Below are 25,490 nucleotides of genomic sequence, written 5' to 3' on the forward strand. Positions count from 1 at the left end.
TACAGTCTCTTCTCGCAGCGCAACGCACGGCAGAGTCACTATCCGGCTCCGCCGGGAGGCGCCGCGAAACCTGGTCCTGTGGAGCAGTTTGGAGTGCTCGCCACCCTGTCAAGGTGGAGGCCGCGGGTTCAAATCCCGTCAGGACCGCATCATTCGAAGGGCCCGCGCCTACCAAGGCTGCGGGCCCTTCGCCATGCCCCCACCACCTCGCGGGGGTTCCTTCGCCCCCGCCGCCCCTACCCATTCCCATCCCTGGGGGCTCCGCCCCCACCCCCGGCATGCCGACCCGAACAGCCCCGCCCTCAAACGCCGGACGGGCCGACGGGCACCTGGCATCGACGGCCCCCAACGGGAAGCTCCCAGCCCCGGCCGACAAAGTCCCAGCCCGGGCCGGGGCCCCCAGCCCCTCCGGCAAAAACCCAGCGCCACACAAGCCTTTGGCGCAACCACACCATCCAGCTCCACTCCGCACCTTCCGGCACCCCTCACACCTTCCAGCTGCAGCCCCGCACCTTCCAGTACGGCCCCCACCTTCCAGCCCCACCCCGCACCTTCCAGTACCGCCCCCACCTTCCAGCCCCACCCCCGCACCTTCCGGCACCCCTCACACCATCCAGCCCCACCCCCGCACCTTCCAGTACCGCCCCCGCCTTCCAGCGCCGCCCGCACATTCCAGCCCCTCCGGCGTTTGAGGAGCGGGGGTCCGGGGGCCGGCCCCCGAACGGGGTCCGGGGCGGAGCCCCGAAACCCTGGGGGTCCAGGGGGCGCAGCCCCCTTGGCGGGGGCTGAGGGGCTGAGCCCCTGGGATGGGACGGGTAGGGGCGGCGGGGGCGAAGGAGCCCGCGAATCCCACCCCGGCATGGCCCCGCGTGTCTTGACGCCGTCACATTCCCTGGGTACCCAGAAAGCAAGGGCTTCCCGACCCGGAGGTGGCGTATGACGGCGACCACTCGGCACGAGACGCGCGCACTGCTCCGTGCCCACCTGGCGGCCGCCTCCTCGTACCGCCACCTGACACGGCACTGCCCGATCTGCCACCAACTCCTGCGGTTGGCCATGGAGCCAGGAGAGTACGGCGAGGACGACCCCCGGACGGCCGGCGACGAAGAGATCCCCTCTCACCCCTCCCCGGCCCCCAGAGCCCGTCGAAGGCGTGAGAGACCCCCGATCCGGGACACACCACCCGCACGAGCCGCAGGCACCCTCATCCCACCAAGGCCCCAACTCCCGCCCCCAATAGCGCAGATGCACCACCACCAACAAGCGCCGCGACATGTGACGGGTGTCACCCCACAAGTTCCCGGAGTCGGGGAACTTACCAGCCTGCCACAACAGGTCAATTTAATATGTGCAATTGCACCACCCCCGGAGCCGCCCCACAGAAGATCCGACACCCCTCCCCAGAGTCCAACAAGGCCGCTCACAGGGCGGTAGCCCGGACCCCCACAACCCCCGCACAGGACCGCCACATCCACCCGCAGCCCGCATCCCACCCCCACGCGCAGCCCCCGGCCCGGGGCCACCCACACCCCGCACCCACCCACGTCCACGCACAAAAAAGATCGCGCTGGACCCGGCGGAGTCCAGCGCGATCAACGACGCACCCTATGTTTGCTTGTCTTGAGAGCACGGCCCGCCCAGAACATCCTGGGCGGTGCCGGAGAGCTTGGGCGTGGGCCCTGTTGGGGCAGGAACCCGCGTCGCTTGGAGCTTTAGGTCGGACGGCTCGGCATGTTGGGGGTACCTGCCGATTCGCCCGGTTATGCGATTGTTCAGGCCTCGCTGCGCTGCTGCGGAATACCCGCGAGCAGTGCGCGGACCTCGGCCTCGCGGTAGCGGCGGTGCCCGCCGAGCGTACGGATGGACGTGAGCTTGCCGGCCTTCGCCCACCGCGTGACCGTCTTCGGGTCCACGCGGAACATCGTGGCGACCTCAGCCGGGGTCAGCAGCGGCTCGGCATCAGGGGTGCGAGCGGTCATGAGCGGCCTCCTCGGGAGAACCGAACCTTCTCGGTTCTTTCCTCTAAATTCTGCACCTTGACCCGCGTTGCCCGAAATGGCGGACGCGGGTCGAGTCGGTTATAGGACGAACGGCTTGTCCTCGGCACTACAACTACACCATCTGTCCAGCCACGTCGGCCAAACCGATGGAATTGCCCCCCCAGGCGTTCATCACCGACGGAAGCCGATGGACCATGCCATAGCGGACAGTCACGCCACTGTGACGATCAGTCACACCAGCGATCAGGAGTCACCGGACCCCCCATAGCGTGCAATGCGGAGATTCCACCCATACTTGGGCAGAAGAAGTCTCCCCCGGACTCCTTGTCCTATTTTGGCACGAGGAGGGGCGTAAGAGGCAAGACCCTTGTTAGTGCAGTCCGTCACCCTTAACGGCTACTTGACGCAAAAAGACCGGATCAGGGCCCATACGCCCCCCGTCACCCCTCAACGCACGCTTCGGTGCGTCAAGCCTGGGCCAAGGGTCGATAGTTCACCATGACATCACAGATCGCGGAAAGCTCGTTCCATCACAGATGACCAACTGTGTTTCGCGAGCCACCAGTTCACGGCCGTACGACCCGCCAGGCGCCCGCCGGACCGGCCCCTCGGCACCCGCGGGCAGCGGGCCTCAGTTCGCCGACCGGCGGTCCCGTACGGCCCGCCAGCGCTCCGCCAGACGTCCGTACGCCTCCCCGGCGGCCCCCTCGTCCCCGGTGCGCAGCGCCTCGATGCCCTCGGCGACGTCCGCCGCCGAGTGATCGCCGTCGAGCTGGTCGGCGGGCAGGACGTGCACCAGGCCGCCGTAGTCCAGCTCGACCAGCGAGCGCGGGTGGAACTCCTCCAGCCAGCGCCCCACGTCCACCAGGCCGTCGATCAGCGGCCCCTCGTCGATCATGTCCCGCATCGCCCGCAGCCCCCGGGCCACCCGCCGCCGCGCCTGCACCATCGGCGTCCGGTACCGCAGCGCCGGCGGGACCTCGTCCGACCCCTTGTCGTAGCGCCGCTCCTCGTCCCCCACGAGCACGAACCAGTTCAGCGGCACGTGCCAGGTCGAGGTACGGATCCACGGCCGGGCGTCCGGATGGCCGGCCATCCAGCGCTCGTAGTCCTGGGCGGCCTGGCGGCGCACGACCGGCGGCAGCACCGCGTCCAGGACCGGCGTGGGCAACTCCTCGGCAAGATCGCCGAGCGCCTGCCAGCCGCGCAGCCTGGTGCGCCAGGGGCAGACGCAGAGCACACCCTCGACCTCCAGCACGAACGCGTCGCTGCTCTCGTGCACCGGCACCGGAATCGGCGGGGTGGGCAGCAGATCGGCCAGCGAGCGGCGCAGTTCGTCCTGGTAGGAGGGGCGGTCCGGCCGACGCGCGTAGCGCGCCCAGTGGGTGCGCTCGGGTTCCGGGAACGCGACCAGCGGTTCGTACACGCGCAGGTACGACGTGTACGGAACGACCACCGAGGACACCTTGGGCACGCCTGCTCCCTCCCCATGGGACCCGACACGAAACCCTGTCGCTTCCCGCGCGCGGGCCGCGGGGAAACACTGCAAATCGTCCCACGCACGTGTGCGAACGTACTCCTGGGGAGGGTGATCCTGAACACTGCTGAGCACGGCGCGGATGACGAGCGGGCACAGGCTCTACCCTCATGCCACGGGCCCCGCCACCCGTACGGGAGTCCGTCCCGACACCGCCGCACTCAGCCTGGAGTCACCACCGTGACCGACGTAACCGGCGCGCCTGCTGATGTACTGCACACCCTGTTCCATTCGGACCAGGGGGGCCATGAGCAGGTCGTGCTCTGCCAGGACCGCGCGAGCGGCCTCAAGGCCGTCATCGCCATCCACTCCACCGCCCTGGGCCCCGCCCTCGGCGGCACCCGCTTCTACCCGTACAGGACCGAGGCCGAGGCTGTCGCCGACGCTCTGAACCTCGCTCGTGGGATGTCGTACAAGAACGCCATGGCCGGTCTCGACCACGGCGGCGGCAAGGCCGTGATCATCGGCGACCCCGAGAAGATCAAGACGGAAGAACTGCTGCTGGCGTACGGGCGGTTCGTGGCCTCACTCGGCGGGCGGTACGTGACGGCCTGCGACGTCGGGACGTACGTGGCCGACATGGACGTCGTGGCACGCGAGTGCCGCTGGACGACCGGCCGCTCCCCCGAGAAGGGCGGCGCCGGCGACTCGTCCGTGCTGACCGCCTTCGGCGTCTACCAGGGGATGCGGGCCTCGGCCCACCACCTGTGGGGCGACCCCTCGCTGCGCGACCGTACGGTCGGCATCGCGGGCGTGGGCAAGGTCGGGCACCACCTGGTGGAGCACCTGCTGGCCGAGGGCGCCGACGTCGTGATCACCGACGTACGCGAGGAGGCCGTGCGCCGGATCACCGAGCGCCACCCCGGCGTCCGGGCCGTCGCCGACACGGAAACGCTGATCCGCGTCGAGGGCCTGGACATCTACGCCCCCTGCGCGCTGGGCGGCGCCCTGAACGACGACTCCGTGCCCGTCCTCACCGCCAAGGTGGTCTGCGGCGCCGCGAACAACCAGCTCGCGCACCCGGGCGTCGAGAAGGACCTCGCCGACCGCGGCATCCTCTACGCGCCGGACTACGTGGTGAACGCCGGAGGGGTCATCCAGGTGGCCGACGAACTCCACGGGTTCGACTTCGAGCGGTGCAAGGCGAAGGCCACGAAGATCTACGACACCACGTTGGAAATCTTCGCACGTGCGAATGAGGACGGCATTCCGCCGGCCGCCGCGGCCGACCGGATCGCCGAGCAGCGGATGCATGAGGCGTCGTCGGCGCGCGGTCACGGACGCTGAGGTTCCGTGGGGCGCCCGCGAGGGTGCCCCACGGGTTCGGCCGGTACCTGCCGCGGGTCAGTTGGAGAGAACTCTCACGTTCGTCGGCGGGTCGCTCGCCAAGAAGTGGTTAAAATCGCCACTGACCAGCGAGGACAGGGCGCCTCGCAGGGCCTGTGCACACGCGCGCAGTGCGGGCGACGTACCGTATGGGCGCGGGCTCAGGTACCGTGGAAGCCCTAGGGGCGGTCTCTCTGCGGAGAGCCCGTTCTGGATTATGAACGCGTCAAGACTCTGGGGCCGTCGAGCCCCGTCACCGAGGGGGTCGAGCCATGGGGCGCGGCCGGGCCAAGGCCAAGCAGACGAAGGTCGCCCGCCAGCTGAAGTACAACAGCGGCGGGACTGACCTGTCGCGTCTGGCCAGCGAGCTGGGCGCATCGACTTCGAGCCAGCCGCCGAACGGCGAGCCGTTCGAGGACGACGAAGACGATGACCCGTACGCCCAGTACGCGGATCTGTACAACGACGACGAGGACGATGAGGACGACGAGTCCGGTCCCGCGTCACAGCGCCGCGGCGCTTGACGATCCAGTCGCGCCTGCCCCGGTCCGGAGCGTTACATCGCTGCCGGACCGGGTTTTGCGCTGTCACCGCGGAAATCACGTGCCGGCGCTCTTAGCTTGAATACGTGCCGACCAGAGCCGCGCCCGTCGTGTGCTCACCGCGGTCGGTGATCTCACCCGCGATCCATGCGTCGACCCCACGGTCGGCGAGGGTCGCCAGCGCGACGTCAGCCGATTCCTGAGGCACGATCGCGATCATGCCGACGCCCATGTTCAGGGTCTTCTCCAGCTCCAGCTGCTGGACGTCGCCGGTACGGCCGACGAGGTCGAACACCGGGGCGGGGGTCCAGGTGGAGCGGTCGACGACCGCGTGCAGGCCGTCGGGGATGACACGGGCGAGGTTGGCCGCGAGTCCGCCGCCGGTGACATGGCTGAAGGCGTGCACCTCGGTGGCCCGCATCAGCGCGAGGCAGTCCAGCGAGTAGATCCTGGTCGGCTCCAGCAGCTCCTCGCCGAGCGTGCGGCCGAGCTCGTCGATCGTCGCGTCCAGGGACAGGCCGGCCTGGTTCAGCAGGACGTGCCGGACCAGCGAGTACCCGTTGGAGTGAAGCCCGGAGGACGCCATCGCGACGACCGCGTCCCCTGTACGGATACGATCCGCGCCCAGCAGCCGGTCGGCCTCCACGACGCCCGTACCGGCGCCGGCGACATCGAAGTCGTCCGGACCCAGCAGACCGGGGTGCTCGGCCGTCTCGCCGCCCACCAGGGCGCACCCGGCGAGCACACAGCCCTCCGCGATGCCCTTGACGATGGCCGCCACCCGCTCGGGGTGGACCTTGCCGACGCAGATGTAGTCGGTCATGAACAGCGGCTCGGCCCCGCACACCACGATGTCGTCCATGACCATGGCGACCAGGTCGTGGCCGATCGTGTCGTACACGCCGAGCTGACGGGCGATGTCCACCTTCGTGCCCACGCCGTCCGTGGCGGAGGCGAGCAGGGGGCGCTCGTAGTTCTTGAGGGCGGAGGCGTCGAAGAGTCCGGCGAAGCCGCCGAGGCCACCGAGCACCTCGGGGCGTCGGCTCTTCTTCACCCACTCCTTCATCAGCTCGACGGCGCGGTCGCCCGCCTCGATGTCGACGCCCGCGGCTGCGTAGCTGGCACCGGTCTCAGACATGGCAAAGGGCACTTTCGTGTCGTACGGCAGGGATCACGGGCTCTTACGGACGGCGGATCGCGTCGGTGGCGGCCGTGGCGGCGGGCCCGGCGGCCAGCTCGGTCTCCAGGAGCTGCTTGCCGAGCAGCTCGGGGTCCGGGAGTTCCATCGGGTACTCGCCGTCGAAGCAGGCGCGGCACAGGTTCGGCTTGGCGATGGTGGTCGCCTCGATCATGCCGTCGATGGAGATGTACGCCAGCGAGTCGGCGCCCAGCGAGGTGCCGATCTCCTCGATCGTCATGCCGTTGGCGATGAGTTCGGCGCGGGTGGCGAAGTCGATGCCGAAGAAGCAGGGCCACTTCACGGGCGGGGACGAGATCCGGATGTGGACCTCGGCGGCGCCGGCCTCGCGGAGCATGCGCACCAGTGCGCGCTGGGTGTTGCCGCGCACGATCGAGTCGTCGACGACGACCAGGCGCTTGCCCTTGATGACTTCCTTCAGGGGGTTCAGCTTCAGCCGGATGCCGAGCTGACGGATCGTCTGGGAGGGCTGGATGAACGTACGTCCGACGTACGCGTTCTTGACCAGACCGGAGCCGAAGGGGATACCGGAGGCCTCCGCGTAACCGATCGCGGCGGGGGTGCCGGACTCGGGGGTCGCTATCACCAGGTCGGCCTCGGCAGGTGCCTCCTTGGCGAGGCGGCGGCCCATCTCGACGCGGCTGAGGTGGACGTTCCGCCCGGCGATGTCCGTGTCCGGGCGGGCCAGGTACACATACTCGAAGACGCAGCCCTTGGGCTTCGCTTCCGCGAATCGGGAGGTGCGCAGACCGTTCTCGTCGATGGCGACGAACTCGCCCGGCTCGATCTCGCGGACGAAGCTGGCGCCGCAGATGTCGAGCGCGGCGGTCTCGGAGGCGACCACCCAGCCGCGCTCCAGACGACCGAGGACCAGCGGGCGGATGCCCTGCGGGTCGCGGGCCGCGTAGAGGGTGTGCTCGTCCATGAAGACGAGCGAGAAGGCGCCCTTGACCTGCGGGAGGACCGTGGCGGCGGCCTCCTCGACGGTCAGCGGCTCACCGTCCTCGCCGGTCTGGCCAGCGAGGAGCGCCGTGACGAGGTCGGTGTCGTTGGTGGCCGCCACCCGGGTGGACCGGCCTTCCTGCCTGGGCAGGTCGGCGGCCATCTCGGCGAGCTGCGCCGTGTTGACCAGGTTGCCGTTGTGGCCGAGCGCGATGGAGCCGTGCGCGGTGGCCCGGAACGTCGGCTGGGCGTTCTCCCACACGGAGGCGCCAGTCGTCGAGTAGCGGGCGTGACCGACCGCGATGTGCCCCTGGAGCGCACCGAGCGAGGTCTCGTCGAAGACCTGCGAGACGAGGCCCATGTCCTTGAAGACGAGGATCTGGCGGCCGTTGCTGACCGCGATTCCGGCGGATTCCTGGCCCCGATGCTGGAGGGCGTAGAGCCCGAAGTACGTGAGCTTTGCGACCTCTTCACCCGGAGCCCAGACACCGAAGACGCCACACGCGTCCTGGGGGCCTTTCTCGCCGGGGAGCAGATCGTGATTGAGTCGACCGTCACCACGTGGCACGGCACCGAGTGTAGGCGAGATCGCGCACTGGTCCGAATCCCGTGATCTCGGTTCATGCCGGTAAGGCGACCCTGACCCGCGTACGTCACTTACTGGCGACCGCGCTGACGCCCTCGCCGTTTTCGCTGGTCAACGTGATGGTTCGATGATCGATTTCATAGCTGACCTCACTCCTGAAGAGTTCCAGAAGCGTCCGCTCGGTGTCCATGAGTGAGCCGTCGCACATCCTGCGGGTGGTGCCGGGGGTGCCGAGGGTGAGCGATCCGTCGCGTACGGTCGCGTCGGCCGAGACACGGTTGCAGCCCAGGATGCCGGAGAGCCTGCCCTCCTTCTTGTCGAAGGTGAACCAGGCCTTGTCGGCCGAGTCGGACGGCAGTGACCGAGCCGTGCCGTCCTTGACGAGTGAAGTGACCTTCCACGTCGTGCCGTACAGCTGGGCGGGCGCCTCCTCGCTGAGGACGACCTTGTCGCCGGAGCCGGAGGTGAGCGTCAGCTTTCCGTCGCTCGTCTCGGCCTTCAGCGGACCGTCGTCGAGGGTGCTGCGGAGGGACTGCTCGAACGACATCGGGACGTCGTCGCAGGCCATGTCGGTGGACCGGGCGTTGCCGAACCTGATGCTGTCGCCCTCGACGGTCGCGGTCGTACCGAAGCCGTTGCAGCCGTAGTTGCCGTCGACCTCGCCATCCTTGGTGATCTTCACATACGCGCTGTCGGGGGCCTGCTCGCTCTTCCCGTCGAGGGTGAGGCTGTCGACGCTCCAGCGGACACCGGCGACGGACGCCGCGGAGCCGGGCTTCGAGCCGACGGAACTGCTGCCCGACTCGCCGCCGCAGGCCGCGACGAGCGGAAGCAGAATCAGGGCGCTGAGGGTCAGTCGCTGCATGTTCATGACGCTGGGACGGGTGGGGTGGGCGAGCGGTTCCCCTTCTTTTCGGACAGGTCTCAGGTTCTTTTCCGGACAGATCGCAGTGCATGAGTCCGGACACGCAATAGCGCGTGTCCGGGCGGGTCTCAGCGCATGAGGGGCAGCAGTCCGCCGAGATCGGCGCGCTCTCCGCTCGCCCTGACACGCGCCTCCCGTACGGCGTCCTGCCACTCCTCGCGTCCCGTCGCCAGCCGGACCCAGGTCAGCGGGTCGGTCTCGACGACGTTGGGCGGCGTGCCGCGCGTGTGCCGCGGGCCCTCGACGCACTGCACGACGGCGTACGGCGGCACGCGCACCTCGGTCGAGCCGCCGGGCGCCTTCACGGCGAGCGCGTCGGCGAGCAGCCGGGTGCAGGCGGCGAGGGCCTGACGGTCGTACGGGACGTCCAGGCCGGGCACGGCCGCGTTCAGGTCGTCGGTGTGGACGACGAGTTCGACGGTGCGGGTGACCAGGTAGTCCGCCAGGTTCATGGCACCGGGGCGGGTGGCGAGCAGCCGTTCGCCCGGAGTGGCGGCCAACCGCTCGGCCAAACGCTGCTCGGTGCGGGCGTACAGCACGTCGAGGTCCGGGTTCTCGCGGGTGAAGGCGCGGGTGCGGTCGATGTTGGCGTCGGCGAACGCGGCGGTCGCAGGCGGCCACGCCGGCAAGGAGAGCTCCGTCTTCGCGGGCGGCTCCTGGTCGATGGCGCGGCTCACGGACTCGGTGCCCATCGCGATGTGCGCGACGAGCTCCCGTACCGTCCAGTCCCCGAGGCGCGTGGGCCGGTCCAGCCGATCGGCGCTCAGGGCACCTACGGATTTCCGTACGTGCCCGAACTGGGCGAACACCGCCGTGCGGATCTTGGCGGGGTCGTAGGCGCGGGGGCGTTTCCTGGCCGGGGGCATGGACGTCAGCCTATGTGGGGAGCCGGGGTCGCTGACGCCTTCTCGGACACCGTGGTGGGGGCTTCGGACATCCCTGTGGGAGCCTCGAACACCTCGCCGTTGCCCGGCACACCGATCCCGTGCCACTCGAAGGGAATGCCTCGCGCAGTGTCCGGGTCCGGGCCGTCCATCAGCTGGAAGTGCAGGTGCGGCTCGGTCGAGTTGCCCGAGTTCCCGCAGCGGGCGAGCAGCTGTCCGGCACGTACCCGGTCGCCCTCGCGGACGGCGAGCGAGCCGCGCTGCACGTGGGCGTACGCCGCGTACGTACCGTCGCCCAGATCCAGCACCAGGTGGTTGCCCAGGATCCGGCCGACCCCTGAGATCTCGCGCACCGACGCCTCGGCGAGCATCAGGTACAGCAGCGCGGGCAGCGACGTACGGCTGAGGTGGTCGCGGTGGCGGTCGGTGGCCCGTACGACCGTGCCGTCGGCCACGGCGAGGAGCGGGGCGCCGAAGGCCGGGAAGTCCTGGTTGCGACGGGCGAGCGGCCACAGCCAGCGGAAGGACGGACGGGCGCCCGGCTCGGGCTCGGCGACGATGTCGATGGCGAACGTCTGGCCGTAGGCGTGCGTGCCGTGGCTGGGGGTGCGGTTCGCCGGGCTGTTCAGCGCGGACCAGCGGCCGGTCACCGGCGGGGCGACCGCGACGGGCGCATCGGCCGCGGGCCTGCTGTCCGGGGTACCGCCCCATCGGTTCATCACGATGACGACGACGTACGCCAGCGCCAGGAGCAGGAGGTTCCACAGCACGGGATACCCGAAGCCGAGCGATATGTGAGCGATCACCAGCCCGATGAAGGCCAGTTGCAGGCAGCGGAAGACGGCCATGGCGAGTTTGCGTGCGGTCATCATTTCCCCCTGTGACAGTGATGACTTGTCCCGGTCAGTTCCTGGCCGTGGCCAGCGCCACCAGCAGCGGCACCACCCGGCCCGCCGGTACCTCGTAGCGGCCGCGTGTGGTCGTGTGCAGCCAGCCCGCGGCGGAGAGCTGGCGCAGGTGGTGGTAGATCTGGCCGGTCGTGCCCACCTCGTCCAGCTCGGCGAGCTCGGCCGCGGTGCGCCGGCCGCCGAGGATCTCGCGGAGCAGGCGCAGCCGGACCGGGTGGCCGAGGGCCGCGAACGGCTCGGCGGCCCGGGTCCAGTCGTCGTCCACCAGGTCCTCGGTCCGCGCGCCGTACTGCCACTCGTACCGCTCCCCCGTCGGCAGCCGTACGGCCCCGGTGAACAGGACACCTCCGTCGGTCGCACCCAGCTCGGCCAGCCGCTCCTTCAGCCCGTTCAGGGCCCAGAAGTCGCTCGCGTCCAGCTGGGGGGCGGTGCGGTGGGCGTTCTCCAGTGCCGCCAGCCGACGCTCCAGGTCGGCGACGCGTTGTTCGAGTTCCACTTGCACTCCTGGATATTACGGAACTACGTAATTACGTTCAAGCGTTTTGGATGAAGCCGCGGACCGTGAAGCCGTGAACACAACGGCGAAGCCCCCGCCCGTGAGACCCGGGCGGGGGCTTCGCAACAGGTGATGACTCAGGCCAGCAGCGCCGGAATCGTCCCCTCGTGGGCCGTGCGCAGCTCGTCCAGGCTCAGCGCGAACTCGCCCTGGACCTCCACGGAGTCACCGTCGACGACACCGATGCGGGTGACCGGCAGGCCACGCGCGCCGCACATGTCGTTGAAGCGGACCTCCTCGGAGCGCGGTACGGCGACGACCGCGCGCCCCGCCGACTCGGAGAGCAGGAAGGTGAAGGCATCGAGCCCGTCCGGTACGACCAGCCGCGCGCCCTTGCCGCCGAGCAGGGCCGACTCGACCACGCCCTGGATCAGACCGCCGTCGGACAGGTCGTGCGCGGAGTCGATCATGCCGTCGCGGGAGGCGGAGATCAGGATCTCGGCGAGCAGACGCTCACGCTCCAGGTCCACCTGCGGCGGCAGCCCGCCCAGGTGGTCGTGGATCACCTGGGACCAGGCCGAACCGCCGAACTCCTCATGGGTGTCGCCGAGGAGGTAGAGCAGCTGCCCCTCCTCCTGGAAGGCGACGGGCGTACGCCGGGCCACGTCGTCGATGACACCCAGGACGGCCACGACCGGGGTCGGGTGGATGGCGACCTCGCCCGTCTGGTTGTACAGGGACACGTTGCCGCCGGTCACCGGCGTGCCCAGCTGCTGGCAGGCGTCGGCGAGACCACGCACGGCCTCCGCGAACTGCCACATCACCGCCGGGTCCTCGGGCGAGCCGAAGTTCAGGCAGTCGGAGACGGCGAGCGGCTTGGCGCCGGTGGTGGCGACGTTGCGGTACGCCTCCGCCAGCGCGAGCTGTGCGCCCGCGTACGGGTCGAGCTTCGCGTACCGGCCGTTGCCGTCGGTCGCGATGGCGACACCGAGGCCGGTCTCCTCGTCGACGCGGATCATCCCGGAGTCCTCGGGCTGGGCGAGGACCGTGTTGCCCTGCACGAAGTGGTCGTACTGGGAGGTGATCCAGGACTTGGAGGCCTGGTTGGGGGACGCCACCAGCTTCAGGACCTGGTCCTTCAGCTCCTCGGACGTCTCGGGGCGCGGAAGCTTGTTCGCGTCGTCGGCCTGGAGCTCGTCCTGCCAGGACGGGCGGGCGTACGGGCGCTCGTAGACCGGGCCGTCGTGCGCGACCGTGCGCGGGTCGACGTCGACGATCTTGCCGCCGTGCCAGTAGATCTCCAGACGGTCGCCGTCCGTCACCTCACCGATGACGGTGGCGATGACGTCCCACTTCTCGCAGATCTCCAGGAAGCGGTCGACCTTGTCGGGCTCGACGACCGCGCACATCCGTTCCTGCGACTCGCTCATGAGGATTTCCTCGGGGGAGAGCGTGGAGTCGCGCAGGGGGACGTCGTCGAGCGTCACGCGCATGCCGCCCGAGCCGTTGGAGGCGAGCTCGCTGGTGGCGCAGGAGAGACCGGCCGCACCCAGGTCCTGGATGCCGACGACCAGCTTCTCCTTGAAGGCCTCCAGGGTGCACTCGATGAGGAGCTTCTCCTGGAAGGGGTCGCCCACCTGGACGGCCGGACGCTTGGAGGGCTTCGCGTCGTCGAAGGTCTCGGAGGCGAGGATGGACGCGCCGCCGATGCCGTCGCCACCGGTCCGGGCGCCGTACAGGATGACCTTGTTGCCCGCGCCGGAGGCCTTCGCGAGGTGGATGTCCTCGTGCCGCATCACGCCGATGGCACCGGCGTTGACCAGCGGGTTGCCCTGGTAGCAGGAGTCGAAGACGACCTCGCCGCCGATGTTCGGCAGGCCCAGGCAGTTGCCGTAGCCGCCGATGCCGGCGACGACACCGGGCAGGACGCGCTTGGTGTCCGGGTGGTCCGCCGCACCGAAGCGAAGGGGATCGACGACGGCGACCGGCCTGGCGCCCATCGCGATGATGTCGCGGACGATGCCGCCGACACCCGTGGCCGCGCCCTGGTAGGGCTCCACGTACGAGGGGTGGTTGTGCGACTCGACCTTGAAGGTGACCGCGTAGCCGTGACCGACGTCGACCACACCGGCGTTCTCACCGATGCCGACGAGCAGGGCGTCGGACTCGGGGGCCTTCTCGCCGAACTGGCGGAGGTGGACCTTGGAGGACTTGTACGAGCAGTGCTCGGACCACATGACCGAGTACATGGCGAGCTCGGCACCGGTGGGCCGGCGGCCGAGGATCTCGACGACCCGCTCGTACTCGTCCTTCTTCAGGCCGAGTTCGGCCCAGGGCAGCTCGACGTCGGGGGTCGCGGTCGCGTGCTCGACCGTGTCCAGTGGCGTCCGGCTCATGCGCCCACCAGCTTCTTGAGGATCGAGGTGAAGAAGGGGAGGCCGTCGGTACGGCCGGTGCCGACCAGCGGCTCGACGGCGTGCTCGGGGTGCGGCATCAGGCCGACGACGTTGCCGGCCTCGTTGGTGATGCCGGCGATGTCGTTGAGCGAGCCGTTCGGGTTGAAGTCCACGTAACGGAACGCGACCCGGCCCTCGGCCTCCAGTTTGTCCAGCGTGTACTGGTCGGCGACGTAGCGGCCGTCCATGTTCTTCAGCGGGATGTGGATCTCCTGGCCCTCGCTGTAGTCGCTGGTCCAGGAAGTCGTGGCGTTCTCCACTCGCAGCTTCTGGTCGCGGCAGATGAAGTGCAGGTGGTCGTTGCCGAGCATCGCGCCGGGCAGCAGGTGGGCCTCGGTGAGCACCTGGAAGCCGTTGCAGATGCCGAGCACCGGGAGGCCCGCCTTCGCCTGCTCGACGACGGTCTCCATCACCGGCGAGAAGCGGGAGATCGCTCCGGCGCGCAGATAGTCGCCGTACGAGAATCCGCCGGGCAGGACCACGGCGTCGACCTGCTTCAGGTCCTTGTCCTTGTGCCAGAGAGCGACCGGCTCGGCACCTGCCAGCCTGATCGCGCGCTGCGTGTCACGGTCGTCAAGACTGCCCGGGAAAGTGACGACCCCAATACGGGCGGTCACTTTCCTGCCTCCGCCTTCTCTTCCTCCACCTTCACGGTGAAGTCCTCGATCACGGTGTTGGCGAGGAAGGATTCCGCCAGTTCATGGATGCGGGCGAGCGCGGCGTCGTCCACCGGTCCGTCAACTTCCAGTTCGAAACGCTTTCCCTGACGTACGTCGGAGACGCCCTCGAAACCGAGGCGCGGCAGCGCGCGCTGCACCGCCTGGCCCTGGGGGTCGAGGATCTCCGGCTTGAGCATGACGTCGACTACGACGCGTGCCACTGGCACTCCCGGTGTGTGGTGCTGAGCAGGTTCCTTCAGACTACCCGCACAAAATTTCTACGCGAGTAGATTGGTAGGAATCTACGTGAGCACCGTCACGATCCGGTATCGGGCGGCTCACTTGATGGAAAGTTCCGGGAAAGATCGGGGACACCTATTGCCCGGCGGACACGCTGACAGTTTTAGTTGAGCTTCACATTGCAATGCTGGGCCCTGTACAAAGTAATTGGCAATAGTCGATACTTTGCCCAATAGCCCAATTACAGCCGGACAGTCGACATCTCGTCCGATCACCTAGATGGCGTAGCAGCACGTCATGGAGGTGATCGCATCACCGAGGTGTCGCACGAAGGGACCGATATTCGTGGCGCAGCGTGTCGTAGTCACTCTCTTCGACGACATCGACGGCTCGGAAGCGGCGGAGACGATCGCCTTCGGACTCGACGGCAAGTCGTACGAGATCGACCTCAATCAAGCCAATGCCAAGAAACTGCGCAAGGCGCTGGCCCCCTACGTGGAGGCCGGCCGCAAGCGGTCGAGGTCCGGCAGGACGTACAAACAGACCGACGTGGCGCCCGACCCGTCCGCGGTCCGCGCGTGGGCCCAGTCCCACAAGATGGACGTCCCCGCCCGCGGGAGGATCCCCAAGAAGGTCTACGAGGCGTTCGCGGCGGCGCACTGAGCCGGGGCTACGCCCCTTGGCGCCTGGCTCTGACTCCGAGCCCCGGGGCTCTGGGACCCCGGGGCTCGGGGGTGCGCCAACAGTCGGTCATCCGCTGTGAAGACAATCGACTTGCGCAGCACCCCTATTGATCAGCTAGAGTCTGGAGCACGCCGAGGGGCAAGGCCGAAAGGCCCGGCTCACGGAGTCACGCGGGTGTAGTTCAGTAGTAGAACATCCCCCTTCCAGGGGGAAGGCGCAGTGTGCAATTCCTGTCACCCGCTCTGCATCGCCGGTCCGACCACAGTTGTGGATCAGGTAGGCTGGTGCTCGCGCCGATCGGTGAGAGCCGGTCGGAAGCAATGCGGACGTAGCTCAGTTGGTAGAGCGCAACCTTGCCAAGGTTGAGGTCGCGAGTTCGAGCCTCGTCGTCCGCTCCAGGAAGTAAGGCCTCGGTCATTTGACCGGGGCCTTTTTCATACGCCCTTACGGCCTTGGTGGCATCGTCGTGGCCTCCTTGTGGCCTCCTTGTGGATTCGTCATGGTCTCGCCGTGGCGTCGTCGTGGCCTCGCTCGAAGTTCGCGACTGACATTTGTCATGTGGAGTGATGACAGGCCGCACTGCTGTCGCCGTCGAACTGCCGAGACGCTGAAGGCATGAACACGAACGGGCACAAGGACGTGATTGAGGTCACTGACCTGCGGCGCGTGTACGGGGGCGGTTTCGAGGCCGTGCGGGGGATCACGTTCTCCGTGGGCCGGGGCGAACTCTTCGCACTCCTGGGCACGAACGGCGCGGGCAAGACGTCGACGGTCGAGCTGTTGGAGGGACTGGCACCGCCGACCGCGGGTCGGGTGCGGGTCCTCGGGCACGATCCGTACGAGGAGCGGGCGGCTGTACGGCCGCACATCGGCGTGATGTTGCAGGAGGGCGGCTTTCCGTCCGAGCTGACCGTCGCGGAAACGGTACGGATGTGGGCCGGCTGCACGAGCGGGGCGCGCCCCGTGGAGGAGGCCCTGGAGATCGTCGGCCTCGGGAAGCGGTCCGGGGTACGGGTCAAGCAGCTGTCCGGGGGTGAGAAGCGGCGCCTCGACCTGGCGCTGGCGCTCCTCGGCCGGCCCGAGGTCCTCTTCCTCGACGAGCCGACGACCGGGCTCGACGCGGAAGGGCGCCAGGGCACCTGGGAGTTGGTGCGCGAGCTGCGCGACGCGGGGACGACGGTCCTGCTCACCACGCACTATCTGGAGGAGGCTGAAGACCTGGCCGACCGCCTGGCGATCCTCCACGAGGGCCGTATCGCGGCGACCGGCACCCCGGAGGAGGTCACCGCGTCCCAGCCGTCCCGCATCGTCTTCGACCTGCCCGACGGCTACTTCCTGGGCGACCTGCCCCCACTGGCCGAACTGGGCGTGACCGACCACGAAGCGGTGGGCCGCACGATCCGGCTCCGTACGCACGAACTCCAGCGCACCGCCACCCGGCTCCTGGTGTGGGCCGAGCGCGCCCGCGTCGAGCTGGGCGGCCTCGACATCCGGTCGGCCTCCCTGGAGGAGGCGTTCCTGCAGATAGCGCGTGAGGCTTCAGGTGCCACGAAGGCGGCCCCCGAAGGACCTCGGAGCGGCGCGACGGCCCGGAAGGGGGCGGCGGTATGAGTACGGTGACCAGTGTGCGGACGGATGCTTCCGCGGGGACGACGACTTCCGTCGGGCGCGTGGCGGCCCTGGCGCGGGCCGAGTTGACCCTGCTGAGCCGGACGAAGGCGACGCTGGTGGCGGCGCTGTTCGTGCCCTTGGTGCTGCCGTTGAGCACGCGGTCGGCCATCGACGACATGGACCTGGAGGGCGCCGGACTCTCGGTGGGTTCCGTCCTGTTGCCCGCCTCCATCGGCTTCTCGCTGCTCTTCGCGGTCTACAGCTCCCTGGTGAGCGTGTACGCGGCCCGGCGCGAGGAACTCGTGCTCAAGCGGCTGCGCACCGGCGAGTTGCGGGACCTGGAGATCCTCGCGGGCGCCGCGCTGCCGTCGGTCGTGATCGGCCTCGTCCAGTGTGTGGTCCTGGTGCTCGCCTGTACCGCGCTTCTGGACGTCGGGGCGCCCGAGGCACCTCATCTCGCCGTCCTGGGGCTGCTGTTGGGGCTCGTCATGTGGCCCGCGCTCGCGGCCCTTGTCGCGAGCTTCAGCAAGAGCGTGGAGGGCGCCCAGGTCGCCGCCATGCCGCTGCTGCTGGTCTCGATGCTCGCCTCGGGCACGATCGCACCGCTGGAGGTCATGCCCGACCGTCTGGCCGCGGTGTGCGAACTGCTGCCGCTGACACCGGTGATCACCCTGCTGCGGGGCGGCTGGACCGGGAATCTGTCCGGGTACGACACCCTGGGTGCCGTCGCCACGGCGGTGGCCTGGACCGTGCTCGCGGTGTTTGCTGTACAGCGGTGGTTCCGCTGGGAACCGCGGCGCTGACGTACGGGGAGCAGGGGGACGAGCAGGGGATGCGCATGCCCAGGGGATGGTGGCGGAGCAAGAGCACGCCGGCGAAGATCGAGGCATACACACGGTGGTCGTACCACTTCTTCGCGGTGTTCGAGATCGTGCTGTTCGGCCTCCCGGTGCTCGCGCAGGTGCCCCTGCGGTTCTCGGGATGGCTGTTCGCGGCACTCTGCGGGCACGCCCTGCTCACTGCGGCAACCGCCTCGCGGGCGGTCGACTGGACCCGGGGCAGCCGCGAGCAGCCCGTGCGGATCATGTGGACGCTCGGTGCGGTGACAGCGGTGTTCGCCGCGGCCACGTTGCTCGTCACCAAGGCCCAGCCCGCCGACTCGGACTACTTGGGCGCACTGGGCTCGTTGGCGACGGGCGCGATGGGAGTCGGCATCGGCACGGTCACTCTGGGCATGCGCAGAAAGCGGTGGATGGCCGCCCTGGTCGTGGGCTTCGCCGCAGGCTGCCTCACCCTGGCGCTGATGCTGCACGCCGCCCCGGACGACGCGGTGATGGCGGCGTTCGCGCTGATGCTCTTCCCCGGGTTCATGGTCTTCGCCGCCATCTTCTCCGTCTGGCTCCTCAACGCCGTGTACGAGCTCGACGAGGCCCGGGAGACCCGCGCCCGGCTCGCCGTCGCCGAGGAGAGGCTGCGTTTCGGGCGCGACCTGCACGACGTGATCGGCCGGAACCTGGCCGTGATCGCGCTCAAGAGCGAACTGGCCGTCCAACTGGCGCGCCGGGAGCGTCCCGAGGCCGTGGAGCAGATGATCGAGGTGCAGCGGATCGCACAGGAGTCGCAACGCGAGGTCCGGGACGTCGTACGCGGATACCGGGAGGCCGACCTGGGCGTCGAACTCACCGGCGCGCAAGGGGTGTTGAACGCGGCCGGGATCGCGTGCGAGGTGCGCGGGGAGACGGCCGGGCTGCCGGCCGAGGTGCAGTCGGCGCTGGGCTGGGTCGTCCGGGAGGCGACCACGAACGTACTGAGGCACGGGGATGCCGGACGGTGCGAGGTGGGGATACGGGTGCTGGAGGGGCGCGTGGTGCTGACCGTGGAGAACGACGGGGCGGAGAGCGAGGAGACGGAGAACGAAGGGGCGGAGAACGGCAGTGCGGAGAACGGCGGGGCGTCCGACGGCCCGCCGGAGAGCCGCGGCTCTGGGCTGGCCGGGCTGCGGGAGCGGCTCGCCGCGGTGGACGGGACGCTGGAGGCCGGCCGGGTCCGCAAGGGCGTGTTCCGGGTGGTGGCCGAGGTGCCCTTGGCAGCGAACGAGGTCACGGCGTGAGTGTGCGGCTCCTGCTCGCCGACGACGAGCATCTGATCCGGGGCGCGCTGGCGGCGCTGCTCGCGCTGGAGGACGACCTCGTGATCGTCGCCGAGGCGGCCAACGGGCCCGAGGCACTGGCGATGGCTCGGGCGCACGCCCCCGATGTCGCCGTACTGGATCTTCAGATGCCCGGCGCGGACGGTGTGAAGGTCGCCACATCCCTGCGCTCCGAACTGCCCGGCTGCCAGGTACTGATCGTGACCAGTCACGGCAGGCCGGGACATCTGAAGCGCGCGCTGGAGGCGGGGGTGCGCGGGTTCGTCCCGAAGACCGTCAGTGCGCAGCGGCTCGCGGAGATCATCCGCACGGTGCACGCCGGGAACCGTTACGTGGACCCGGAGTTGGCCGCCGACGCGATCTCCGCCGGTGACTCGCCGCTGACCACGCGGGAGGCCGAGGTGCTGGAGCTGGCCGCCGACGGGGCGCCCGTCGCGGAGATCGCCCAGCGGGCCGCGCTGTCACCGGGGACCGTACGCAACTATCTTTCGTCGGCCGCCACCAAACTCGGGGCCGAGAACCGTCATGCCGCGGTACGGCTCGCACGTGAGCGAGGTTGGGTATAGTTGCTCTCGCGCCTCGGCGCAGTGCGGACGTAGCTCAGTTGGTAGAGCGCAACCTTGCCAAGGTTGAGGTCGCGAGTTCGAGCCTCGTCGTCCGCTCCAGGAAGTCTCCAGAACGCAAGGCCCCGGTCACCTCGACCGGGGCCTTCGTCGTGCGGGTGCGGTCAGCAGCTCCAGCTCGTGCCCGTCAGTCGCTCGTACGCCTCCACGTACTTCGCGCGGCTCGCGGCGACGATCTCCTCCGGCAGGGGCGGCGGGGGCTGCTCGCCCTTGCGGTCCCAGCCGGAGGCCGGGGAGGTGAGCCAGTCCCGTACGAACTGCTTGTCGAAGGACGACTGCGCGCGGCCCGGCTGCCACTGGTCGGCGGGCCAGAAACGGGAGGAGTCCGGGGTGAGGACCTCGTCGGCGATGACGAGGGTGTCTCCCTCGAAGCCGAACTCGAACTTCGTGTCCGCGAGGATGATGCCGCGGTCCCGGGCGATGTCGCGGGCCCGGGCGTAGACGGCGAGGGTGGCCTCGCGCAGCTGGGCGGCGGTGTCGGCACCGACCTGGCGGGCGACCTCCTCGTACGAGACGTTCTCGTCGTGCTCGCCGACCGCGGCCTTGGTGGCGGGGGTGAAGATCGGAGCGGGCAGTTCCGAACCGTCGACGAGGCCTTCGGGGAGGGCGAGGCCGCAGACGGTGCGGGTCTCGTTGTACTCGGCGAGGCCCGAGCCCGTGAGATAGCCGCGGGCCACGCACTCCACCGGCACCATCCGCAGGGACTTGCAGACCAGGGTGCGGCCCTCCCACTCGGCGGGGGCGCCCGGCGGGAGATCGCTGCTCAGGACGTGGTGGGGGACCAGGTCCGCGATCTGGTCGAACCACCACAGCGACAGCTGGGTGAGGATGCGGCCCTTGTCCGGGATCTCGGTCGGCAGCACCCAGTCGTAGGTGGACGTACGGTCGCTGGCGACCATCACGAGGTCGCCGGCCGCGTTCTGGTACAGCTCGCGCACCTTGCCGGTGTGCAGATGCACCAGGCCCGGCACCTGGATGGGTTCGGGCTTTTCTACGAATCCGGGCACGGTTCCTCCGCGTGGTGATGTCCAAGTGGCTCGATTCTCCCGTATGCGGGGGATCGGTCCAGCTGTGGGTCTGCCCGGAAGGGGGCATTCCCTCATTCGCGCTTGCGGGTCAGAGGCCGTTTCCCGCTCGCGGAGGCCATGCCTGCTTGCAGAGGCCGTCCATGCTTGCGGAGGCCATCGCTGCTTGCAGATCAGAGGTCGTTCCCGTTTGCAGAGGTCATTCTCGTTTGCAGATGCGGTCCAGGAGGTTGGCCGTGGCTCGCTGGATACGGGTGTCGACATGACCGGGGCGGTCGAGAGCCGGGGACCAGGCGAACGTTCCGGACGCGAAGACCCAGGCGCCGGAGGGAGCCCGGTAGAGGGAGGTCTCCTGGTGACGGATGACTCCCTCGCTGTCCCGGTACGGGGAGTGCGCGAGAAGGATGCGGCCCTGGTGCTCGGGGAGCGGGGCGCGCGGGAAGTAACGGTCGGCCTCGCCCGCGACCATGCCCTCCAGCTCGTCGCCCTCCTGGGTGCCGGTCGCCTCCCACAGCCAGTGGTCCGCGTTGCGAACGACCAGCGGGTGGGCGTCGGGCACCCTGCCCGCGTACTGGATACCGACCACTTCCTGCTCAGGGCGGTCGATTTCGCGCCACAGCACGGGCTTACCCGGTCCTTTTCGTTTACGGCAGGTCAGCAACCGGTCGGGGACGCCGGACGGGGACGGCGCCAACTCCACCTGCCAGTACATGGTGTTGGCGGAGAGGAAGACGAGGGAGGTGCCCTGGTCACGGGCGAGTTCCGCGGTGCGGCGCATGGCCTGCGACCAGTACTCGTCGTGTCCGGGGAAGACCAGGCCGCGGTAACGGGTGGGGTCGATGCGGCCGGCGTGCAGGTCGCGGGCATCGGCGTAGGCGAGGTCGTAGCCGTAGCGCTCGGCCCAGCGGATGAAGTCGTAGGCATGGCCGACGTGGAGGGGCAGGCCCGCACCCGCGTACGGGCGGTCGAAGGAGATCGTGGTCGCGGCGTCCGCCTCGCCGAGGAGACGGCCGTCCTCGTCCCAGGCGTGGTAGAGACTGGCGCCGGTGCGGCCGTCCTCCGGGTAGAGGTTGTACGCCTGCCAGGTGACGTCCGGCAGGACGAGGAGCAGGTCGGCCGGGTGGCTGTCGCGGATGGTGAACGGGACGTGGGACCGGTAGCCGTCGACGGTGGTGAGGACGGCCACGTACGCGCCGATCTTCCAGTAGCTCGGGATCTGCAGACGCCAGGAGAGCCACCAGTGGTGGCAGGAGACCGTGCGGTCGGCCGTGAGCGGCGCGGGCTGGACGATGCCGGAGAGGCGGGGGCTGGTGGTGATCTTGCTGGCGCCCTCACCTCCGTAGTGCCCGATCCGGTAGATGTCGACGCTGAACTCCTGGGGCGGGTCCACGGTGATGTGGAAGTCGATCGACTCACCGGGGACCGCGGCGCCGGTCTTCGTGAAGCCCTTGATCTGGAGGTTCACGTCGTCGGCGGCGCGGGGGCCGTTGATGTGGGGGCGCTCGGCCCGGGGGCCGGGGACCCGGGTGGTGCGGGTGCGATGGGTGCCATGGGTGCCATGGGTGCCATGGGTATCGCGGGTGGCGGGCGTGGCGTGGGTGCCGCGGGCCCCTTCGCGCACCGAAGGACCCCCGGGCGCGGTGTCGTTCTGGTCGACGTACCAAGGGACGATCTGGCCGCTGTCGTCGAAGTACATCTCGGTACCCCGGAGCCAGGGGACGGGGCCCTGGCCAAAGGGGTCCGTCACGGCATGTGCGAGTGCGCCCGACTCCCAGCGTCGGATCTTCTCAGACCCCATACGTGCTCCCCTCCCTCATGCCCCCGTTGTCCTGCGTTGGTCGTTCGTGATGGCTGCCGTAGTGGCCGCTGTGGTGGCTGCGCTCATGGCTGTGGTGCGTTGTGCGAGTGGTGACTCTGATGCTTGTGCGGCCGGTCGGACGGCCCGCGTGCTCGGAGTTCTCGCGGACAGGTTGCGGCTCGGGCGGCGGCTCGGCGGGCACCGATCCGTCACCGGTCCGCCCATCCGTCTATGCCCGTGCCATGTGCTCGAACGATCCCAGCACATCACATTAAGCACGTGCTCCGTCACCGTTTGTCGTGAATTGACGTGAACGGAACGTGGGGCTCCGCCCAAAGGTGGGGTTCCGCTTGCCGGTGGGTGCGGTGGGGCGCGTTGTACTCGCGCTCAGACGAGGCGGACCGGCTTCTCGGGGCGGACGCCCAGGCGCCGGAGCCAGTCCCGGAGGGGGGCCGGGTCGCCGTCCTCGACGAGGGTCAGGACCCGGGGAGCGAGGTCGACGGCTCGTTTTCCGTTGATCAGGAGGGACGGGCCGTCCAGCCAGTCGAGCCCTGGTGCCGCACCGGCCGTGTCCATCGCGGCGCAGCACACCATCGCCGTGACGTGGTCGGTGAGGAGCTCGCGGCCCGTGCGCGGGGGCTGCAGGGGGAAGAACGGCGGCATGTCGTCCCACAGGGCTCGGTCCGGTCCCTGCGGTTCCGCCGTGCCACCAGGGGCCGTCGTCGGGCCCGCCGACGCCTCCTCCCGTGCCACCTCGGCGCTCAGCCCGGCCGCCAGCGCGGCCGCCCGCTCGCTGCCCAGGCCCAGTTCGTCACCGAGGGCCGCGTCCGCCGACTCCGCGCCCCGGGGCACGACCGGGCGTGCATCGTCGTCCGCCGCCGACTCCTCGCCCGTGTTCCCGGGATTCGCGGTGGCGGCCTTCAAGGTGCTGGCCTTCACGGTGCTGGCCTTCGTGGTGCTGGCCTTCGTGGTGTCGGGCGGCTCGGCGCCCGCGTCTGCGGTCTCCGGCCCACCGGCTGTGCCTCCCGTTGGTCTGCTTGCGGCCGGTCTCTCGCTCTCAACGGCCCGTCCGGCACCCGCGTCATCGTGACTGTCACCCGCCGCATCCGCGTCCCCGACCGCCCCCTCGACGCCTTCTGCGCCCCCGGCTCCCTCGGCACGCTCGGCTCCCGCATGCTCACCCTCCCCCTCGGTGTAGCCGCACAGCCGCTCCCTCCCGCCGCCGGCCTGACTCTCACCTTCGCCCCCAAGCGCCGTCCCCGGCTCAACGCCCCGCACCGTCCCTCCCCGCACCGTCGGCCCCCGGACCGTCAGGTGGTCCAGCACCCGGGCCAGGGTCGGTCCGCCGGGCTCAGGCTCCCCCGTGTCCGCCGTGTGCCTGACTCCGAAGGAGTCCAGGACCCGGTGGAGCCTTGCCGCGTCCGTGCGCCACTTCCGGTCGACGACCTCGTCCGGGTACTCGCGCCAGTCCACCGGAGCCCAGTCGGGCCCGGACTCGGCGGGGCCGCCGTGGAAGAGGCGGGCGGCGAGCAGGGACGCGGCCTCGTCGACCGCGCCGGGCTCCTCCAGGAGGTCGCAGGCCGGCCGCTCACCCAGCCGGGAGGCGAAGCCCTCGGCCAGGCGGTCGCGACGGGACAGCTCCGTGAGGGCCGCGACGACGCCCGCGTCGAGGCGGGACGGCCAGCGGCCCATCCGCCAGGCCGGCAGCGCCACCCGGGTGAGCAGCCGGTCCCAGCCCGCGTACGCGAGACCGACCTGCTCCTGGGCGACGATCCGCAGACCGTAATCCACAGCCTGTGCACGCTCGGCCGCCGCGGCCGCCACGCCCCGTTCCATCTCGGCCGCGTGCCCCCGGCAACCGCGCAGCAGCAGCCGGGCCACCCAGCCCGCGCCGGCCAGCACCGTCCGGGCCAGAGGTCCATGTGTGGGTGCCGTCGTCACGGCCACGGCCGCGTCCAGCCCTCGTACGAAACGGCGGGCGGCGGCTATGTCCGGGTGGGCCGACGGCCCCGTACCCGCGATGACCGGGGCGAGGACCGCGCGCAGCTCCCCTACCCGCATCCACCACAGGAAGGGGGAACCGATCACGAGCACGGGTGCGGTGGGCTCGCCGCGTCGGCCGTGCGTCGTCGCACCGCCCCGTATGCCGCCGCTCATACCGCCGCTCATGCCCGACAGACCTTCTCCTCCGCCCCTGCGCTCCGGGGACGGCGGCGGGCCGTGTGAGCGGTGGGTGCGGTCCTCCAGCCAGCTGTCGCAGTCCGGGGTGAGCGCTATCGCGGAGGGGGCCGGGACGTCGAGACGGTCGGCCAGGTCCCGCACCATGCGGTACAGGTCGGGGGCCGACTCCTCGGCGATCGGGACCGTGGGGCTCGTGGCGGGCCGGGCGCGGGTGACGACGAGTGCGATGCCCGTGGCACAGAGGAGCACGACGGCCGCCAGCACCGCCATGATCCAGCGCGTCACGGGCCAGACCCCGCCGGTGATGTGGCCAGTGGCCCCGCCGACGAACAACACGACGGCGACGGCCGCGGGCAACAGGGCGACGGCCAGCGCCCTGCTGCGGATACGCAGCACGGCGAGGGCCCGGGAACGCGCGGCCTGCGCGCCCAGCTCCACACCCATACCGGTCACGACCGGCCGTCACCCCCTCCCGTCCCGACTGTCCCGTACCCCGCACGACGCGCGCCGTGACGCTGTCCGTCACCGCGCTCGCCGCCGGATGGCCTGGTGTTGCTCATTCCCCCACTGTGGCACCCGCCACTGACATCGCAATGTCGGTGGGCCAAGTGCCGGACCGCTTGCGCCGCACCCTAGTTGGGGCCGTGCGCCCCGTCAGCCGGATGGGGCATCGGTCACTCGATGGAATGGCTCTGGGGAGAGGTGGATGACACTGAGCAA

The 25,490-nt window shown here is 69.8% G+C and carries 22 protein-coding genes and 4 tRNA genes; 12 read left to right on the top strand and 14 right to left on the bottom strand.

The annotated features are described in order from the left end of the window. Window positions 1-72 precede the first annotated feature (72 nt). Together E0500_RS07905 and E0500_RS45365 are read left to right on the top strand one after the other, a co-directional pair. Window positions 73-147: transfer RNA gene (locus E0500_RS07905), tRNA-Asp, on the top strand. Window positions 148-936: 789 nt separating this feature from the next. Next, complete coding sequence (locus tag E0500_RS45365) at window positions 937-1,434, top strand: DUF6274 family protein (protein WP_258572670.1); 498 nt, start codon at window positions 937-939, stop codon at window positions 1,432-1,434. A gap of 338 nt (window positions 1,435-1,772) precedes the next feature. Here E0500_RS45365 and bldC read toward each other — a convergent pair whose 3' ends face one another. Both bldC and E0500_RS07915 read right to left on the bottom strand, forming a co-directional pair. After that, window positions 1,773-1,979, bottom strand: a complete 207-nt coding sequence (gene bldC, locus E0500_RS07910) for a developmental transcriptional regulator BldC (RefSeq protein WP_003949541.1) — start codon at window positions 1,977-1,979, stop codon at window positions 1,773-1,775. A 652-nt stretch (window positions 1,980-2,631) separates the two neighbouring features. Next, on the bottom strand, window positions 2,632-3,474 hold the full coding sequence (locus E0500_RS07915; protein WP_131567376.1) for a hypothetical protein: 843 nt from the start codon (window positions 3,472-3,474) through the stop codon (window positions 2,632-2,634). 243 nt (window positions 3,475-3,717) lie between these two features. Here E0500_RS07915 and E0500_RS07920 point away from each other — a divergent pair, with 243 nt between their 5' ends. Both E0500_RS07920 and E0500_RS07925 read left to right on the top strand, forming a co-directional pair. Next, the gene (locus E0500_RS07920) at window positions 3,718-4,824 is read left to right on the top strand and encodes a Glu/Leu/Phe/Val dehydrogenase dimerization domain-containing protein (protein WP_131567374.1); all 1,107 of its coding nucleotides are present in this window, start codon (window positions 3,718-3,720) and stop codon (window positions 4,822-4,824) included. Between the two features lie 311 nt (window positions 4,825-5,135). Then, entirely contained in the window at window positions 5,136-5,387 is a 252-nt protein-coding gene (locus E0500_RS07925; RefSeq protein ID WP_131567372.1) for a DUF3073 domain-containing protein, read from the top strand. A 91-nt stretch (window positions 5,388-5,478) separates the two neighbouring features. On the opposite strand, the gene purM is transcribed toward E0500_RS07925, so the two are convergent. The 9 genes from purM to purS all read right to left on the bottom strand — a co-directional run bounded on the left by purM (window position 5,479) and on the right by purS (window position 14,680). After that, window positions 5,479-6,543, bottom strand: a complete 1,065-nt coding sequence (purM, locus tag E0500_RS07930; protein ID WP_131567370.1) for a phosphoribosylformylglycinamidine cyclo-ligase — start codon at window positions 6,541-6,543, stop codon at window positions 5,479-5,481. 43 nt (window positions 6,544-6,586) lie between these two features. Continuing rightward, window positions 6,587-8,113 (bottom strand): amidophosphoribosyltransferase, encoded by a 1,527-nt coding sequence (purF, locus tag E0500_RS07935; RefSeq protein WP_131567368.1) that lies wholly within the window; start codon window positions 8,111-8,113, stop codon window positions 6,587-6,589. An 85-nt stretch (window positions 8,114-8,198) separates the two neighbouring features. Continuing rightward, window positions 8,199-8,996, bottom strand: coding sequence for an META domain-containing protein (locus tag E0500_RS07940; protein ID WP_309504989.1), 798 nt, complete (start codon window positions 8,994-8,996; stop codon window positions 8,199-8,201). Between the two features lie 128 nt (window positions 8,997-9,124). After that, window positions 9,125-9,922 (bottom strand): maleylpyruvate isomerase family mycothiol-dependent enzyme, encoded by a 798-nt coding sequence (locus E0500_RS07945; RefSeq protein ID WP_131567364.1) that lies wholly within the window; start codon window positions 9,920-9,922, stop codon window positions 9,125-9,127. Window positions 9,923-9,927: 5 nt separating this feature from the next. Then, window positions 9,928-10,809, bottom strand: coding sequence for a M23 family metallopeptidase (locus tag E0500_RS07950; RefSeq protein ID WP_131567361.1), 882 nt, complete (start codon window positions 10,807-10,809; stop codon window positions 9,928-9,930). A 34-nt stretch (window positions 10,810-10,843) separates the two neighbouring features. Further along, entirely contained in the window at window positions 10,844-11,344 is a 501-nt protein-coding gene (locus E0500_RS07955; protein ID WP_131567359.1) for a helix-turn-helix transcriptional regulator, read from the bottom strand. Window positions 11,345-11,481: 137 nt separating this feature from the next. After that, the gene (gene purL / locus E0500_RS07960; RefSeq protein ID WP_131567357.1) at window positions 11,482-13,740 is read right to left on the bottom strand and encodes a phosphoribosylformylglycinamidine synthase subunit PurL; all 2,259 of its coding nucleotides are present in this window, start codon (window positions 13,738-13,740) and stop codon (window positions 11,482-11,484) included. Then, entirely contained in the window at window positions 13,737-14,417 is a 681-nt protein-coding gene (gene purQ / locus E0500_RS07965; RefSeq protein WP_131567354.1) for a phosphoribosylformylglycinamidine synthase subunit PurQ, read from the bottom strand. The genes purL and purQ overlap by 4 nt, the downstream gene beginning before the upstream one ends. Then, window positions 14,414-14,680, bottom strand: coding sequence for a phosphoribosylformylglycinamidine synthase subunit PurS (gene purS, locus E0500_RS07970; protein WP_131567352.1), 267 nt, complete (start codon window positions 14,678-14,680; stop codon window positions 14,414-14,416). The genes purQ and purS overlap by 4 nt, the downstream gene beginning before the upstream one ends. Before the next feature lie 364 nt (window positions 14,681-15,044). On the opposite strand from purS, the gene E0500_RS07975 reads away from it, so the two are divergent. From E0500_RS07975 to E0500_RS08010, 8 genes are all read left to right on the top strand, one after another. Further along, a complete protein-coding gene (locus E0500_RS07975) occupies window positions 15,045-15,362 on the top strand; it encodes an Lsr2 family protein (protein WP_131567350.1) in 318 nt (105 codons plus the stop codon). A gap of 191 nt (window positions 15,363-15,553) precedes the next feature. Then, window positions 15,554-15,625, top strand: a tRNA-Gly gene (locus tag E0500_RS07980). An 80-nt stretch (window positions 15,626-15,705) separates the two neighbouring features. After that, window positions 15,706-15,781: transfer RNA gene (locus tag E0500_RS07985), tRNA-Gly, on the top strand. 217 nt (window positions 15,782-15,998) lie between these two features. After that, complete coding sequence (locus E0500_RS07990; protein WP_131567347.1) at window positions 15,999-16,994, top strand: ABC transporter ATP-binding protein; 996 nt, start codon at window positions 15,999-16,001, stop codon at window positions 16,992-16,994. Then, window positions 16,991-17,797: an ABC transporter permease gene (locus tag E0500_RS07995; protein ID WP_131567345.1), complete on the top strand. Its 807-nt coding sequence runs from the start codon at window positions 16,991-16,993 to the stop codon at window positions 17,795-17,797. Before E0500_RS07990 ends, E0500_RS07995 begins: the two co-directional genes overlap by 4 nt. Window positions 17,798-17,826: 29 nt before the next feature. Further along, window positions 17,827-19,104 (top strand): sensor histidine kinase, encoded by a 1,278-nt coding sequence (locus E0500_RS08000; protein WP_131567378.1) that lies wholly within the window; start codon window positions 17,827-17,829, stop codon window positions 19,102-19,104. Further along, complete coding sequence (locus tag E0500_RS08005) at window positions 19,101-19,709, top strand: response regulator transcription factor (RefSeq protein ID WP_131567343.1); 609 nt, start codon at window positions 19,101-19,103, stop codon at window positions 19,707-19,709. The genes E0500_RS08000 and E0500_RS08005 overlap by 4 nt, the downstream gene beginning before the upstream one ends. A 23-nt stretch (window positions 19,710-19,732) precedes the next feature. Beyond that, a tRNA-Gly gene (locus tag E0500_RS08010) sits at window positions 19,733-19,808 on the top strand. 62 nt (window positions 19,809-19,870) lie between these two features. On the opposite strand, the gene E0500_RS08015 is transcribed toward E0500_RS08010, so the two are convergent. From E0500_RS08015 to E0500_RS08025, 3 genes are all read right to left on the bottom strand, one after another. Then, on the bottom strand, window positions 19,871-20,773 hold the full coding sequence (locus E0500_RS08015) for a phosphoribosylaminoimidazolesuccinocarboxamide synthase (protein ID WP_131567340.1): 903 nt from the start codon (window positions 20,771-20,773) through the stop codon (window positions 19,871-19,873). A gap of 217 nt (window positions 20,774-20,990) precedes the next feature. Further along, entirely contained in the window at window positions 20,991-22,589 is a 1,599-nt protein-coding gene (locus E0500_RS08020) for a N,N-dimethylformamidase beta subunit family domain-containing protein (protein WP_131567338.1), read from the bottom strand. Between the two features lie 387 nt (window positions 22,590-22,976). Then, window positions 22,977-25,214 (bottom strand): hypothetical protein, encoded by a 2,238-nt coding sequence (locus E0500_RS08025; protein ID WP_181587218.1) that lies wholly within the window; start codon window positions 25,212-25,214, stop codon window positions 22,977-22,979. Window positions 25,215-25,490 lie beyond the last annotated feature (276 nt).

The sequence above is a fragment of the Streptomyces sp. KM273126 genome, assembly GCF_004337435.2.
Lineage (GTDB): Bacteria > Actinomycetota > Actinomycetes > Streptomycetales > Streptomycetaceae > Streptomyces > Streptomyces acidicola.

Bases quoted from the DNA above. Each gene is read 5' to 3' on its own strand.
- E0500_RS07995 (WP_131567345.1), top strand. From the start codon at position 16,991: ATGAGTACGGTGACCAGTGTGCGGACGGATGCTTCCGCGGGGACGACG.
- purM (WP_131567370.1), bottom strand. From the start codon at position 6,543: ATGTCTGAGACCGGTGCCAGCTACGCAGCCGCGGGCGTCGACATCGAG.
- E0500_RS08020 (WP_131567338.1), bottom strand. From the start codon at position 22,589: ATGGGGTCTGAGAAGATCCGACGCTGGGAGTCGGGCGCACTCGCACAT.
- E0500_RS07940 (WP_309504989.1), bottom strand. From the start codon at position 8,996: ATGCAGCGACTGACCCTCAGCGCCCTGATTCTGCTTCCGCTCGTCGCG.
- E0500_RS08000 (WP_131567378.1), top strand. From the start codon at position 17,827: ATGCGCATGCCCAGGGGATGGTGGCGGAGCAAGAGCACGCCGGCGAAG.
- E0500_RS08025 (WP_181587218.1), bottom strand. From the start codon at position 25,214: ATGGGTGTGGAGCTGGGCGCGCAGGCCGCGCGTTCCCGGGCCCTCGCC.
- purL (WP_131567357.1), bottom strand. From the start codon at position 13,740: ATGAGCCGGACGCCACTGGACACGGTCGAGCACGCGACCGCGACCCCC.
- E0500_RS07925 (WP_131567372.1), top strand. From the start codon at position 5,136: ATGGGGCGCGGCCGGGCCAAGGCCAAGCAGACGAAGGTCGCCCGCCAG.
- E0500_RS07990 (WP_131567347.1), top strand. From the start codon at position 15,999: ATGAACACGAACGGGCACAAGGACGTGATTGAGGTCACTGACCTGCGG.
- E0500_RS07950 (WP_131567361.1), bottom strand. From the start codon at position 10,809: ATGACCGCACGCAAACTCGCCATGGCCGTCTTCCGCTGCCTGCAACTG.
- E0500_RS07945 (WP_131567364.1), bottom strand. From the start codon at position 9,922: ATGCCCCCGGCCAGGAAACGCCCCCGCGCCTACGACCCCGCCAAGATC.
- E0500_RS45365 (WP_258572670.1), top strand. From the start codon at position 937: ATGACGGCGACCACTCGGCACGAGACGCGCGCACTGCTCCGTGCCCAC.
- bldC (WP_003949541.1), bottom strand. From the start codon at position 1,979: ATGACCGCTCGCACCCCTGATGCCGAGCCGCTGCTGACCCCGGCTGAG.